Source organism: Halorubrum xinjiangense, from assembly GCF_049604745.1.
GTDB lineage: Archaea > Halobacteriota > Halobacteria > Halobacteriales > Haloferacaceae > Halorubrum > Halorubrum xinjiangense_A.
Window position 1 is genome coordinate 523317 of the sequence record NZ_CP187140.1, and the last position, 13600, is coordinate 536916.

A 13600-nucleotide genomic window follows, 5' to 3' on the forward strand; every position below is an offset into this window, starting at 1 on the left:
CGGACCGCCAAGGCTCGTTCCGACCCCCGCCGCGCGAGCGACGATTGAACCGCCCGCCGTTCGCCGTCTTTTATAAGTGACCCATCGATCCAACGAGATCCGGGTTTCGAAGGCTCTCACGGCCGTTAAACCGAGTTAAATTGGGCGTAATTCGGCTGAACGGCTTGCGCCATTAAAGGGCGTAGGGCTCCGAGGGGAAGTTGCTATGAACGCACTCCGAACGACGCTGCTCGTGGCGCTGGCCACGGTGGTACTGATCGGGACCGGCGCGGCCGCCGGTGCCGTCGCGGCGACGCCCGGCCCGGACAACGCCTCGGGCGACGCGGGGCCGCCGAGCGACCTCCCGGACCAGGTGCCCGACTTCGTCGGCGGCATCCTCGATAGCGTGAACGAGTTCCTCGGCGGCGGCGTCGACGACCTCGGCGAGACCGTGAGCGATATCGCCGGGAACGGCGCCGGTGAGGGCGACGCGGACAACGGAACCGACGGCGAGGAGGAGGCGTAACATGACGGACCGCACGTCCGACCGCGTCTCGCTCGACCGCCGGACCTATCTTCAGGCGACCGGCGCCGCCGCGCTCGGCGCGACCGGCCTCGCCGGCTGCGTCGGCCGCGCGACGGGGACGCTCGCGACGCAGGTGACCGACCAGCCCGCCGACATCGGCGACTTCGAGTCGCTCGTCGTCACCGTCGAAGGGTTCTGGCTCGGGCCCGAGGGCGCCGAGCCGGACGACGACGCCGACGGCAACGAGACCGACACGGACGACGGGAGCGACGGCGACAACGAGACCGCCGACGGCAACGAGACGGACGCGGGCGACGAGACCGACGACGAGGAGGACGCAGAGGAGGGCCGCGAGTACTTCGAGTTCGACGAGCCCCAGGAGGCCGACCTCGTCGAGCTCCAGAACGGCGAGACGAAGCTGATCGACGAGCGGGAGCTCCAGACGGGCGAGTACCCGTACCTCCAGCTCGACGTGTCGTCGGCCGACGGGACGCTCACCGACGGAAGCGACGCGACCGTCGACCTGCCGGGCAACGCGCCGCTGAAGTTCAACGCGGCGTTCGAGATCCGCGAGAACACGCGGACGACGTTCACCGCGGACTTCGCGCCGGTGCTGCGCGGGAACGGCCGCTATATCCTCCGGCCGGTGCCGAGCGGCATCGAGGTGGAGTACGAGGAGTCGGCGGACTCGGAAGACGACGAATCGAGCGGCGACAACGAGACCGACAGCTCGTAGCGACGTCGCATCCCCTCGGTCCCCCGTTGAAGTCGCGGTCGCGTCCGGCCGCTCGCCGCGAGCGAGCGCGGGCTTCACCGCGGCTTCGGGGTCAGGGCTGGGTCGGTTCCCGGGATTCGGGGACCGGGGGAATGCACGTGCCGTTGCGGTCGGTTCCCGAACAGAGGCACACGGTCGCCGTCAGAGGCACACGGTCGCCGTCAGAGGCACACGACCCGCACGATCGCCCGCGCGACGACGCACGGGCGGTCTTCGCTTTCTCCGAGTCGTTCGCCGCTTCGGCGCTTTTTATATCGAACCGAGTTAGGCGGTCGTCGCGTCCGGCCCCAAGAACGTCCGGTAGACCGGTCCGGCGAGCACCAGCGCGCCGACGGCGGCCATCCCGAGTATGACGGTCGGGTCGACGAGCGATCCGCCGCTCGCCGCGAGGCGGTCGAGCGAGACGCCGACCGCGACTCCGGCGAGGACCCACGGCAGTTCGCCGAGCGCCGTGCCGACCAGGAACGGTCGGATCCCGACGCCGGCGGCCGCGGCCCCGACCGTCACCGCGTCCGAGGGGAGCGGCAGCAGGCGGGTCCCGGCCACGGCGCGCACGCTGCCGGACTCCGCCGCGAAGCGCTCGCCGGCCCGGCAGAACCGGTCTGCGATGCCCGAGTCTCCGGCCGTCTCGGTGCCGTCGCGAATTCGGAGCCGTCCCGCCCGAGCGAGCGCGTACGGCGGGAGCGCGGTGCCGACGACGAGCGCGAGCGCGAACGGCGTCCCGACCCAGCCGTAGCCGAAGCCGACGGCGACGGCGAGAAGGGTCGTCGGCCACGCGAGAAGAGGCCGCACGGCGGCGAGCGCGAGGACGGCGACCCCGAACCGGAGCGGATCGGTCGCGAGCCAGCGGAGCCGCGAGAGCCCCGCCTCGGGGGAGACCGCGACCGCGAGCGCCGCCAGCGCGGCGACGAGGGCGCCCGCAACCGCGTACCGCCCGAGCGTGGACCGGCGATTCACGCTCCCGAGTCCGCGGGCGCCCGGTAAACGCTTTGTGGGTGCGTTCGAGCGGGGGTCGAGGGCGTGCGCGTCCGGCTCACGACAGCTTTCCGAGCGCCTCGAAGAAGTCCGAGGGCGGGCCCGCGATCCGTATCGGCGGCGCGGCGCGCTCGACGGTCACCTCCACCGGACCGTCGAGCGTCGCGGTGTCGCGGCCGTCGCTGACGACCGTCGCGCCCGCGTCGTCCGCGACCGAGACGGTGACCGTCGCGTCGGCGTCCACCACGAGCGGGGGCATTCCCTCGTCCGCGACCATCTCGTTGACGACCAGTCCGTCCACCTCGGGGTGGACCAGGGGCCCGCGCTCGGAGAGGTTGTACGCGGTCGACCCGGTCGGTGTGGCCACGAGGACGCCGTCAGCGTGGCCGCCGGCGTACCGGGACCCGTCGACGCGCACCTCGTAGTCGATCCCGCCGCCCGGGCCGCGGCGCTCGCCCTGGACGACCACCTCGTTCGCGGCCGGCGTCGACGTCCAGTCGCTGGCGCTCGCGGTGAGCCGCGGGGCCTCGCGGACGTCCAGCCCGCCGCCGCGAAACGCCCGGATCTCGGCACGGAGCGCGGTCGCGGCGTCCGCCGGCGGGACGGCGTTGAGAAAGCCCACCTCGCCGAGGTTCACCCCGACGATCGGGGTGTCGCCTGCGTTGCGCGCGACGAACAGGAACGTGCCGTCGCCGCCGACCGCGACGACGAGGTCGCAGTCGCCGAACGCGTCGACCGGCCGGGCGTCGTCGCCGGCGTCGAGCGCGCCGGCGGTCTCCTCGTCGAGCCAGACGCTCTCGCCCGCGTCGACGACGACGTCTCGGAGAGTCGCCGCGAGCGACGCCGCCCGCTCGCTCCCCTTCCGCGCCACGATGCCCACTTCCATGCGGAATCCATCCCGATCCCCGGATAAAAGCGTGCGGACATCGGGCTGGCCCGCCGAGTTCCCGGAACCTGAAACCACGCCGGAAAGTTTCAAGCCGCTCGGCCGCGTTGCTCGGTCCATGTCGACCCCCCACGGGCGGCGGAAACGATGAGCGAGGAGGACGACTGGTTCGAACGCGCGTTACGCGAGACCGACGAGGAGTCCGACGATCCGCCGGTGAGCGGTGCGGAGGAGGGTTCCGATAGTGCGGAGGACGGTTCCGACGGTGCGGAAGGCGACACGGACGATGTGGAAGTCAGTGCGGACGAGACGGCGGAGGAAACGGAGACCGCGAGCGACGACGGCGAGTTCGCCGATCCGTTCGGCGGTGCCGGCGACGAGACGGGCGCCGAGACGGACTCCGAGGCGGGCGACCAAGACCCCTTCGGCGGCGACGTCGGGGAGGGAGACAAGTCCGACGGGGGTGAGTTCGGCGGCGACGACGCGGCGAACGGCGGCGTCCCGGCGGACGCGTTCGGCGACGTCGACGCTGACGCCGACGCTGGGTTCGGCTCCTTCGGCGAGGACGACCCCTTCGGCGGCGGTGGCGGGGGTACCGACGCCGACACGGACTCCGGCGGCGGTGGCGGCGCGACGGACCCGTTCGGCGCAGACGACCCCTTCGGGGGGAGTCGGGGCGGTGAGGGGTCCGGCGGCCGGTCGAGCGGCGGTGGCGCCGATGGAGCGGCGGGCGGTGGCGGCGACCCGTTCGGCGGTTACCGCGGGAGTGCGGGCGGGGGCGACGACGACTTCGGGTTCGGTGAGTTCGGTGGCGACGCCGACGCCGGCGGGACGACCGACTTCGACGTCGACCCCGACGAGTTCGAGTCCGGAATCGAGCGGACCGACATCGGGATCGAGGGGCTCGACGACATGATCCTCGGCGGCGTCCCCAGCCGGTCCCTCTTGTCGGTCATCGGCGGAGCCGGCACCGGGAAGACGACGTTCGCGCTCCAGTTTCTCAACCACGCGCTCGAATCGGGCGAGAAGGGGATCTACATTACGCTCGAACAAACCCGCGAGTCGATCCTCGACACGGCGACTGAGAAGGGGTGGTCGTTCCGCGAGCACGCCGACGAGGACCGCCTCGCGGTCGTCGCCATCGACCCCATCGAGATGGCCAACTCGTTGTCGTCGATCCGCAACGACCTCGTCCGGCTCATCGCCGAGTTCGACGCCGACCGGCTGGTGCTCGACTCCGTCTCGCTTTTAGAGATGATGTACGACCACCCCGCGAAGCGTCGCTCGGAGGTGTTCGGGTTCACGCGCTCGCTGAAGGAGTCGGGCGTCACGACGCTGCTCACCTCTGAGGCGAGCGAGGAGACGCCGTACGCGTCCCGGCACGGCATCGTCGAGTACCTTACCGACGCGGTGTTCGTCCTCCAGTACGTCCGCGGCTCGGACTTCCGCGAGACCCGTCTCGCCGTCGAGATCCAGAAGATCCGCGACGCGAACCACTCCCGCGAGACGAAGCCGTACGACATCACGGACACCGGCATCTCCGTGTACGACCAGGCGAACATCTTCTGAGCGCACGCGGACCGCGACTGATTCCGGGACTAGCCGGGGAGCTGAACGACCATGTTCAACGCCTGCGGAAGCAGGACGCTGACGAATATCTGCGACCACATGGCGAACGTCGTCGGGTAGGTTCTCGTGCTTTCGACGTGCGCGAGCGTCTCCTGTGCGTTCTCGTATCGTTCCCTGTCCTCGATGTCCGACAGCGTGGCGTCGAAGGGGTCGCTCACCGACTGCTTGAGTTCCTGTTCGAGCGAGCGGATCTTCGCTCGCTTCTTGCGCTTCATGATCGCGTGGACCCTGTACATCGAGTAGCCAATCGTCGCCACGCCGACGAGCCAGACAGCCGAGAGCACGGCTTGGAAAATCGGCCCTGGAGCCGGGTACGGCGAAGAGAGATACTGCGAGAGGATGACCGGGATGTGGGTTTGGAGGAACCACAACAGTAGAACACCGGTGTAGATGTAATAGGACCGTTTGAGAAGTTCGCCAATCGGCTCAAATCCGCCTAAGTTCCGGGGATCGTAGTAGAAGAGTCCGAAGTCCGCCTTGGCGATCCGGCGTGGGATAGCAAGATGAACGGCGACGTAGGAGACACCGAGCTCCACCAGAATCGGAATGGTGATGAGTGGGAAAGAGACCGCCTGTGCGTACAGGACCAGGCCGATTCCGTCGGTTTCGATGAGGCGCGGAATTCCGAGCACGAACACCCCGAAGGCGTAGAAGGCGACGAGAGCGACAACGTATGCCGCCGTCCGCGTCCGGAGGGAGACGAGTCCCTCGAACTGCCGCCGTGTCGACGTGTCGATGTCGACGTGTTCGTCATCGATACCGAGCGCGATCATCGCGTCGGCGTAGCTTTCGTGAATGTACCGAAGCCCGAACACGCCCAGGATCGTCATCGCGGGGATCGCGAGGGAGTTCGGCTGTGCGAAGAAGGAGCTGTTCCCCGACACGAGGAAGTTATACACGTCGAATAGCCCGTACTCGACGAACAGTCCGACCGCGACAAACAGATACGGCGGATAGACACTCCCCCCTGGGAGCGCGTCCGAGAGCCGCTCGAAACCGAGCCTCTCTGCGATGATTTCGATCAGCAATCGGTCCCGATACCGCTCTACGTCTGCCATGGCGTCAGGTCAACATCCCGACAGTATAAGAGTGGGTCCTCTGTCTTCGGCGAGCGCCGCCGCTCGCGAGTTGCTCGCCGCAGGTATACACCGTCCGGGAATTGAACCGGAATCAGACGTGCTCGCTCGTTTCACTCGCTGCGCGCGACTGATAGGGTTCAATTCCGTCCGATGATTTCTCTCACTACGTTCGAGAGTTCGCTGAACAGCGTGAAGCGAACGCTACCTGACGGAGTCAGGTAGAAAATGCACCGTCCGGGAATTGAACCCGGGCTATTAGCTTGGGAAGCTAATGTCCTACCACTGGACCAACGGTGCTCAAATTCACGTACCCGACCGCCTCACTTTAACGTAGCGTTTCGGCGGACGCCCGTCGGCCCCGAAACTTCGGTGCCGCGAGCCACACCCTTAAGCCGTCACCGACGGAGGCACGCCCATGACCGACGACGCAGCAGACGCGGCGCGATCCGACGCGAGCGACGCGGTCGACCGCGTGCGAGAGCGCGCGGCCGACCTCGCGCCCGCGCTCGGCGCGACCTGGACCGACGACGAGCCGTGGCGCTTCCTCACCGACCTCACGGCGATCGGGAGCCGAATGGCCGGCAGCGAGGGCGAGCGCCGGGCGGCCGGCCTCGTCGCCGACGCCTTCGAGCGCGCCGGGCTCGCGAACGTGCGCACGGAGCCGTTCGAGCTCCCGGCGTGGCAGCGCGGGTCGGCGTCGCTCGACGTGACCGTCTCGGGCCGAGACGGCGAGCCGTCGACGCGCTCGTTCGAGGCGCTGGCGCTGCCGTACTCGCCGGCGGGGAGCGTCGCGGGCGAACTCGTCGACGTCGGCTACGGCACGCCGGCCGAGATCGACGAGCGCGACGTGGAGGGTCGGATCGCGGTCGCCTCGACGACCACCCCGGAGGGCGGGCGGTTCGTCCACCGCATGGAGAAGTTCGGCTACGCGATCGACGCCGGCGCGGTCGGCTTCGTGTTCGTCAATCACCTCGACGGACAGCTACCCCCGACCGGGTCGCTCACGTTCGGCGAGGAGGCCGAGGCGGTCGCCGTCGGCGTCTCGAAGGAGACCGGCGCGTGGCTCCGGGAGTACGCGGTCGGCGGGGGAAACAGAATCGCCGCAGCCGACGTCGCGCAGGCCGAACTGTCGGTCGAGGCGTCCACGACGCCAGGCGAGAGCCGCAACGTGATCGGGAAAGCAGGCCCGGACACCGACGAGCGAGTCCTGCTGCTCGCCCACTACGACGCCCACGACATCGCTGAGGGCGCGCTCGACAACGGCTGCGGGATCGCGACCGTCGCCACCGCGGCCGGGATTCTCGCGAACGCGGACCTCCCGGTCGGCGTCGACGTCGTCGCGGTCGGCGCCGAGGAGGTCGGGCTGCTCGGCGCGGAACACCTCGCGGACCGCCTCGACCTCGACCGCGTGAAGGGCGTCGTCAACGTCGACGGCGCGGGGCGGTTCCGCGACCTCGTCGCGCTCGCGCACGCCTCGACGGCGGCCGCGTCGGTCGCGGAGGCGGTGTCGACCGCGACGCGCCAGCCGATCGAGGTCGACGCGCAGCCGCATCCGTTCTCTGACCAGTGGCCGTTCGTGCGCCGCGGCGTGCCGGCGCTCCAGCTCCACAGCGACTCGGGCGACCGCGGCCGGGGGTGGGGCCACACCCACGCGGACACCCGCGACAAGGTCGACGACCGGAACGTCCGCGAACACGCGATGCTGATCGCGCTGCTCGTCGCCGAGTTCGCGGCGCCCGAATGCGACCTCCCGCGGCTGGACCGCGACGAACTCGCGGCCGCGTTCCGCGAGGCCGACTTCGAGACGGGGATGCGCGCGGCCGACCTCTGGCCCAGCGACTGGGACTGAGCGGGACGGTCCAGCGCCGGGATCGGCACCTCAGTTACCCGAGGTCCGCGTCCGGGGCCGGGGGCGGGAGCCGCTTGTGCGCCGTCGCGCGGTGGCGTCCGAGCAGGTCCGCGACGAGTTCGCGGTCGATCTCGGTGAGTTCGCCGTCGGCGACCGCAGCCTCGATCCGCTCGACGACCGACTCCGGATCGAGCCCGCGGTCGACGCCGAGGTGGAGGACGGGGTCGACGACTTCGTAGGGGGCGCCCAAGTCGTCGGCGTCGCGTTGGCCCGGGAGGAACCCCGCGGTCGGCGGCTTCTCGACGACGAACGCCGGCACGTCGAGCTCGGCGGCGAGCGCCCGGACGTCGGTCTTGTAGAGGTGGCCCAGCGGGAACAGGTCGGCAGCGCCGTCGCCGTGTTTCGTCAGGTATCCGAGGAGGAGCTCGCTCCGGTTCGCGGTGCCGCAGACGAGGCGGTTCGTCGCGTTCGCGGCGAGGTAGGCCATCGCCATCCGGAGGCGCGCGACGGCGTTGCCGGACCGGACCGGCTCGTCGTGGAGGTCGAAGCGGTCGGGGGCGACGGCGCCGAACTGCGCGAACAGCGGCTGGAGGTGGACCGTGTCGTGGTCGATCCCGAGGGCCTCTGCGAGCGCCTCGGCGTCGCGGGCGTGCGGCGCGCCGATCTTGTTACAGGGGAGGATCAGCCCGTACACGCGGTCGGGGCCGAGCGCCTCGACCGCGAGCGCGGCCGTCACCGTCGAGTCGAGCCCGCCGCTCATATTCACCACCACCCCGTCGGCGCCCGCGGCGTCGACCCGGTCGGCGACGAACGACCGGACTCGGTCGCGTTCGACCGCGGGGTCTCGGTCCGGGAACAGCGAGGCGGAGATGCGTCCGAACGGGGAATCGCCCCGGTCTCCGTCCGACTCGGTTCCGCCTAACCGTCCGGAGGCCGCGGCGTCGTCCGGGTCGAACGCCGACTCGCGGTCAGCCATCTCCCTCTCCGGGGCGGGCCGTCCGCCCCGTCCGAATCGTCCGCCGGCGAAGCGCCCCGCCGGCGACTCCGCCCGGGATGCGGGCGCGTCTCTGCGGGCGATCGCGGGCGTCGCGTTGGGTCGTCATCTGTCGCCTGCCGCTTCCGGTCGCGATGGTAAATACCTGCGGTGTAGATCGTATAAGGAATTGGTACAGTTTTGCTGAGAGTAGATAAGATACGGGATAAAACACGATGTTCCTTTTATTATATCCGTGAGAATGAGACAATAGTGCGGATAAAACGCCGCTGGAGAAGATAGATACTCGTCTCGAAAGAAGTTAGCTCTCTTTGCGAACGAATTTCAATAAATTGGGCACACAAGAGACGTTCTAAGCATATAATGTCGTAATACGCGAACATTTATTAATCAGTTAGGGTTCGATTCGTCCATGTCCGACATTCAATTGAGTTCGAGTCAAGAACGCGTGCTCACCGCGCTCGTGAACCTCTCCGAGGGCCGGGAGACGCCGGTACAGGGACGCGAGATCGCCGACGCAATCGACCGCAACGCGGGGACGGTCCGGAACCGGATGGGGAGCCTCAACACCCTCGGCCTCGTCGAGGGCGTCGCCGGGCCGGACGGCGGCTACATCCCGACCGACGGGGCGTACGACGCGCTCGGCATCGAGCGGCTGGAGGACGCCGCGACGACGCCGGTTGAGCGCGAGGGCGACCCCGTCGAGGACGTCACGGTCGCGGAGATCGACCTCTCGAGCGTCGCGAACCCGGAGCTGTGTCGCGCCGAGCTCGTGATCCGTGGGGCGGTCGGCCCCTTCGACGCAGGCGACCACGTGACGGTCGGGCCGACACCTGCCACCGGGCTGCGGCTCTCGGGCGTCGTCGACGCGACGAACGTCGACGGCAACACCCTGCTGGTCCGCGTCGACGGCATGGAGACGCCGGCAGGCGGATCGGCCGCCTGATCTGGGCCCCGAGGCGCGGCCGTCCGAAAGCCTGAGTCACTCCTCGTCGATTGCGGAGAACAGCCGGTCGCGGACCGCGCCGGTCGCGGCCGCGGCGTGGCGGGCGTCCCGGTGTCTTTCGCCGAATGCGACGCGCGCGCTCTCCGCGGCCTCGCGGTCGACCGTGAACGCCGCGTCGGGGTAGGTCACGTCCCACAGCACGAGCGGCTCCGGGGGCGCGGGACCGACGCCCCGCTCGCCCGAGACCTGCTCGGCGGCGAGCAGCCGGTCGATCCACGCGAGGTCGGCCGTTCCGCGGCCGACGGCGCGGACCGCGGCGACGACTCGCCTGACGAGCGCCCGCGGGAAGCCGTCCGCCGAGAGCTCGACGACGAGCGCGTCGCCTTCGCGGGTCGCCCGCGCGTCGAGGTCGCGGACCGTCCCCGTCTCGTCTGTCGTTAGATTGTGGAAGTCGTGCTCGCCGTCAAACCGCGCGAGCGCCGCCCGGAAGCGGTCATCGTCGATCGCGTGTTCGGGGTCTCGGCGCGCGGTCTCGGCGGCCTCGCCCGCATCGACTTCGGCAGCCTCCTCCGCGCCGGCGTCGGGCGTCTCGCCTCCGTCGGCTGCGGGCGCGTAGAGGTGGTACCGGTAGGTGCGGCGGACCGCGTCGTGGGTCGCGTGGAAATTGTCCCCGACGTCGGCGGCGGCCCACACACGGACCGACCCCGGCAGGTGGCCGTTGAACGCGCGCGGCGTGAGCCACGTCGGCGCCTCGAAGGCGACGGTCTGGGCCACCGCGGAGACGCCGGCGTCGGTCCGGCCTGCCGCGGCGTAGCCGGGCGGCGTGGCGTGGGTCGACCCGTCGCCGCGCTCGACGAGGCCGTGCTCCGCGAGCGCTTCGAGGAGCTCGTCCGCGACCGTGTGGGCGTGCGGCTGGCGCTGGAAGCCGGCGTACTCCCGGCCGTCGTACGCGACCCGGAAGGCGCGGGTGACCATCCCGCGATCGTTTGACGCGGCCGTCACTGGGCGTCGGACGCGTCGTTCACGTCGTTCGCTTCATCCGCGTCGCCGCCGTCCGTGTCCGGTGTTTCGTCCGCGCGTCCCGCCGCTTCGGGGTCGGACATCGGCACGGTCACCACCGGCACCGACGCGACGCGAACGACCTTTTCGGTGACGCTCCCGAGGAGCAGCCGGCGGATCCCCCGTCGGGTGTGGCTCGGCATGACGACGATGTCGGCGCCGTCGTCGATGGCGTTCTCGATGACGTCCAGCGGCTCGCCGCGGACGACGCTTCCGACCGCGTCGACGCCGGCCGCTTCCAGTTCTGCGGTCACCGCCTCGACGCGCTCCTCGGCCGCCTCCGCGAGCCGATCGGAGAACACGCCGGTCCGCGGGCCGGCGAGCGTGTCGACGGCGGTGTCGGCGGCCGAGAGGACGTGGACCGTCGCGTCGTATCGCTCGGCGAGACTGATCGCGTGCGGGATCGCGTCGTTCGCCTCGCCGCCGGGCGCGACGGGCAGGAGGATGTCGTCGTACATGCGCGATACTGCTCGCGCCCGGCGGAAAACGATACCGGCCGCCTCGGCAGCCGGGCCGGGGAAGGCCGGACCGGCGAGGCTATAGTCCCAGTGCGTCGAGCAGGTCGAAGCCGACGCCGGCGTAGCCGACGAGCTTGAAGCCGAGATAGATCCCGACGATCGCCACCACTCCCGGCAGCTCCGGCGGTGCGGGGATCGGAACGCGGAGGAACGCGAACAGCGCGCCGACCGTCACCCCGACGAGGAGCGCGGCGACGGTCAGAACGGGGGTCGAACTCATGTCGTCGCGTCCGCGGCGTTCGTTTATAAGGGCGGTGTTCGTGCCCGGCGAGCTGTCCGTACGGATGGGCAGGGTTTTCCGACGCGCGTCCCTCCTTAAGCACATGGCACGAGAGGTTTCAAATCCCGATAACCCGCAGGTGACGCTTCAGACCAACCACGGCGACATCGTCGTCGAGCTGTTCGCCGACCGCGCGCCGAAGACGGTCGAGAACTTCCTCGGCTTAGCCCGCCACGACCCCGCGGCCGACGCGGAGCCTGCGCCGGAGACGAACACGTGGGAGGACCCCAAGACCGGCGAAGTGCGCGGCGACTCGCTGTACGAGGGGATCGTCTTCCACCGCGTCATCGACGACTTCATGATCCAGGGCGGCGACCCGATGGAGAACGGTCGCGGCGGCCCCGGCTACCAGTTCGACGACGAGTTCCACGACGACCTCACCCACGACGGGCCCGGGGTCCTCTCGATGGCGAACTCCGGCCCGAACACGAACGGCTCGCAGTTCTTCATCACGCTGGACGCGACCCCGCACCTCGACGGCAAACACGCCGTCTTCGGGCAGGTCATCGACGGGATGGACGTCGTCGAGGAGATCGGTGGAGTGCCGACCGGCCGGAACGACGACCCCCGCGAGGCCGTCGAGATCGAGAAGGTCGACGTCGACGAGTAGTCGGTCAGAACGCCCCCGTCCCGTGTTCGACCCTCCCACGTCGGGGAGAGTTAAGAAGATATAAATCATCCCCGGCGTAAGCGATAATCGCGCTCGGTTGGTGTAGTCCGGCCAATCATGTTGGCCTTTCGGCGGACGCGGCGCCTCGGCGCCGGTTCGGAAGTCAGCCGACGACCAGGGTTCAAATCCCTGACCGAGCATCCATTATCACCGCGAGCGACGCGTCTCGTTCTTCGGTCGGTCGCCCCGCTCTTCGGTCGGTTCGAAGGGGAAGAATCACGGCCGTCGGTGACGGAGAGTCGGGTATGAGCGATCAATCTGACGGCAGCGGCGGCGACGACGACCGCCGCTTCGAGACCCGCGCGATCCACGCCGGACAGGAGCCGGACCCTGAGACGGGCGCGTTGATGACGCCGATCCACGCGAACTCCACCTACGAGCAGGATGCGCCCGGCGACCACCGCGGCTATGAGTACAGCCGCACGGGGAACCCGACGCGCAGCGACCTCGAGGCGAACCTCGCCTCGCTGGAGTCGGGGAGCCACGCCCGCTGTTTCTCCTCGGGGATGGGCGCGATCAACACCGCTCTCAACCTCCTTTCGGCGGGCGACCACGTCGTCGCCGGCGACGACGTGTACGGCGGCACCCACCGAATCTTAACGCAGGTGTACGACGAGTACGACATCGAGACCAGCTTCGTCGATACGACGGACCACGACGCGGTCCGGGATGCGATGCGCGAGGAGACCGAGTTGGTGTGGGTGGAGACGCCAACGAACCCGCTGATGAACGTCAACGACATCGGCGCGCTCGCCGACATCGCCCACGAGGGCGACGCGCTCTGCGCGGTCGATAACACGTTCGCGACGCCGTACCTCCAGCGCCCGCTCGAACACGGCGCGGACGTCGTCTGCCAGTCGCTGACGAAGTACCTCGGCGGGCACTCGGACACCATCGGCGGCGCCCTGATCGTCGACGACGAGGAGCTAGACGAGCGGCTGGGCTTCTACCAGAACTCCGTCGGCGCGACGCCCGGCCCGTTCGACGCCTTCCTCGTCCTCCGCGGGACGAAGACGCTCCCTGTCCGGATGGACCGCCACTGCGAGAACGCGATGGCGCTCGCGGAGTGGCTGGAGGGCCACGACGCGGTCGAGCGCGTCTACTACCCCGGGTTGGAGTCCCATCCGGACCACGAGCTCGCGGCCGAGCAGATGGACGACTTCGGCGGCATGCTCTCCTTCGAGCTGGACGGCACCCTCGACGAGGCGTCGACGGTCGTGAGCGAGACCGAGGTGTTCACGCTCGCGGAGTCGCTCGGCGGCGTCGAGAGCCTCATCGAGCAGCCCGCCGCGATGACCCACGCGGCCATCCCGCGCGAGGAGCGGCTCGCGGCCGGGCTCACCGACGGCCTCATCCGGGTCTCCGTGGGGATCGAGCACGTCGACGACATGAAGGCGGACCTTCAGGCGGCGTTCGACGCGGCACTGTCGTAGGC

At 69.6% G+C, this 13600-nt stretch carries 14 protein-coding genes and 2 tRNA genes; 8 read left to right on the top strand and 8 right to left on the bottom strand.

What is annotated here, in order from left to right; translation table 11 throughout:
- Positions 1-205 precede the first annotated feature (205 nt).
- Together ACOZ35_RS03640 and ACOZ35_RS03645 are read left to right on the top strand one after the other, a co-directional pair.
- Positions 206-505, top strand: coding sequence for a hypothetical protein (locus ACOZ35_RS03640; RefSeq protein WP_424015112.1), 300 nt, complete (start codon positions 206-208; stop codon positions 503-505).
- 1 nt (position 506) lies between these two features.
- Positions 507-1241, top strand: a complete 735-nt coding sequence (locus ACOZ35_RS03645) for a DUF4382 domain-containing protein (RefSeq protein WP_424015113.1) — start codon at positions 507-509, stop codon at positions 1239-1241.
- 303 nt (positions 1242-1544) lie between these two features.
- Here the strand turns inward: ACOZ35_RS03645 and ACOZ35_RS03650 are convergent, their stop codons facing one another.
- Positions 1545-2237, bottom strand: coding sequence for a VTT domain-containing protein (locus ACOZ35_RS03650; protein ID WP_424015114.1), 693 nt, complete (start codon positions 2235-2237; stop codon positions 1545-1547).
- A 76-nt stretch (positions 2238-2313) separates the two neighbouring features.
- Entirely contained in the window at positions 2314-3141 is an 828-nt protein-coding gene (locus tag ACOZ35_RS03655; protein ID WP_424015115.1) for an NAD(+)/NADH kinase, read from the bottom strand.
- 147 nt (positions 3142-3288) lie between these two features.
- Here ACOZ35_RS03655 and ACOZ35_RS03660 point away from each other — a divergent pair, with 147 nt between their 5' ends.
- Positions 3289-4710, top strand: a complete 1422-nt coding sequence (locus ACOZ35_RS03660) for a KaiC domain-containing protein (protein ID WP_424015116.1) — start codon at positions 3289-3291, stop codon at positions 4708-4710.
- Between the two features lie 29 nt (positions 4711-4739).
- Here ACOZ35_RS03660 and ACOZ35_RS03665 read toward each other — a convergent pair whose 3' ends face one another.
- Together ACOZ35_RS03665 and ACOZ35_RS03670 are read right to left on the bottom strand one after the other, a co-directional pair.
- The gene (locus ACOZ35_RS03665; protein ID WP_424015117.1) at positions 4740-5828 is read right to left on the bottom strand and encodes a hypothetical protein; all 1089 of its coding nucleotides are present in this window, start codon (positions 5826-5828) and stop codon (positions 4740-4742) included.
- Positions 5829-6075: 247 nt separating this feature from the next.
- A tRNA-Gly gene (locus ACOZ35_RS03670) sits at positions 6076-6146 on the bottom strand.
- Positions 6147-6264: 118 nt separating this feature from the next.
- On the opposite strand from ACOZ35_RS03670, the gene ACOZ35_RS03675 reads away from it, so the two are divergent.
- Complete coding sequence (locus ACOZ35_RS03675; protein ID WP_424015118.1) at positions 6265-7698, top strand: M28 family peptidase; 1434 nt, start codon at positions 6265-6267, stop codon at positions 7696-7698.
- Positions 7699-7732: 34 nt separating this feature from the next.
- On the opposite strand, the gene nadE is transcribed toward ACOZ35_RS03675, so the two are convergent.
- Complete coding sequence (gene nadE, locus ACOZ35_RS03680; RefSeq protein ID WP_424015119.1) at positions 7733-8674, bottom strand: NAD(+) synthase; 942 nt, start codon at positions 8672-8674, stop codon at positions 7733-7735.
- A 430-nt stretch (positions 8675-9104) separates the two neighbouring features.
- On the opposite strand from nadE, the gene ACOZ35_RS03685 reads away from it, so the two are divergent.
- Entirely contained in the window at positions 9105-9638 is a 534-nt protein-coding gene (locus ACOZ35_RS03685; protein WP_424015120.1) for a TrmB family transcriptional regulator, read from the top strand.
- A 36-nt stretch (positions 9639-9674) separates the two neighbouring features.
- On the opposite strand, the gene truA is transcribed toward ACOZ35_RS03685, so the two are convergent.
- The 3 genes from truA to ACOZ35_RS03700 all read right to left on the bottom strand — a co-directional run bounded on the left by truA (position 9675) and on the right by ACOZ35_RS03700 (position 11435).
- Complete coding sequence (gene truA / locus ACOZ35_RS03690) at positions 9675-10640, bottom strand: tRNA pseudouridine(38-40) synthase TruA (protein WP_424015121.1); 966 nt, start codon at positions 10638-10640, stop codon at positions 9675-9677.
- Positions 10637-11155, bottom strand: a complete 519-nt coding sequence (locus ACOZ35_RS03695; RefSeq protein ID WP_424015122.1) for a universal stress protein — start codon at positions 11153-11155, stop codon at positions 10637-10639. Before ACOZ35_RS03695 ends, truA begins: the two co-directional genes overlap by 4 nt.
- 79 nt (positions 11156-11234) lie before the next feature.
- On the bottom strand, positions 11235-11435 hold the full coding sequence (locus tag ACOZ35_RS03700) for a XapX domain-containing protein (protein WP_424015123.1): 201 nt from the start codon (positions 11433-11435) through the stop codon (positions 11235-11237).
- Between the two features lie 103 nt (positions 11436-11538).
- On the opposite strand from ACOZ35_RS03700, the gene ACOZ35_RS03705 reads away from it, so the two are divergent.
- The 3 genes from ACOZ35_RS03705 (at position 11539) to ACOZ35_RS03715 (ending at position 13598) form a co-directional block, all read left to right on the top strand.
- Positions 11539-12105, top strand: a complete 567-nt coding sequence (locus ACOZ35_RS03705) for a peptidylprolyl isomerase (RefSeq protein ID WP_424015124.1) — start codon at positions 11539-11541, stop codon at positions 12103-12105.
- A gap of 91 nt (positions 12106-12196) precedes the next feature.
- Positions 12197-12305: transfer RNA gene (locus ACOZ35_RS03710), tRNA-Glu, on the top strand.
- A 105-nt stretch (positions 12306-12410) separates the two neighbouring features.
- A complete protein-coding gene (locus ACOZ35_RS03715; RefSeq protein ID WP_424015125.1) occupies positions 12411-13598 on the top strand; it encodes a cystathionine gamma-synthase in 1188 nt (395 codons plus the stop codon).
- The last annotated feature ends 2 nt before the right edge of the window (positions 13599-13600 follow it).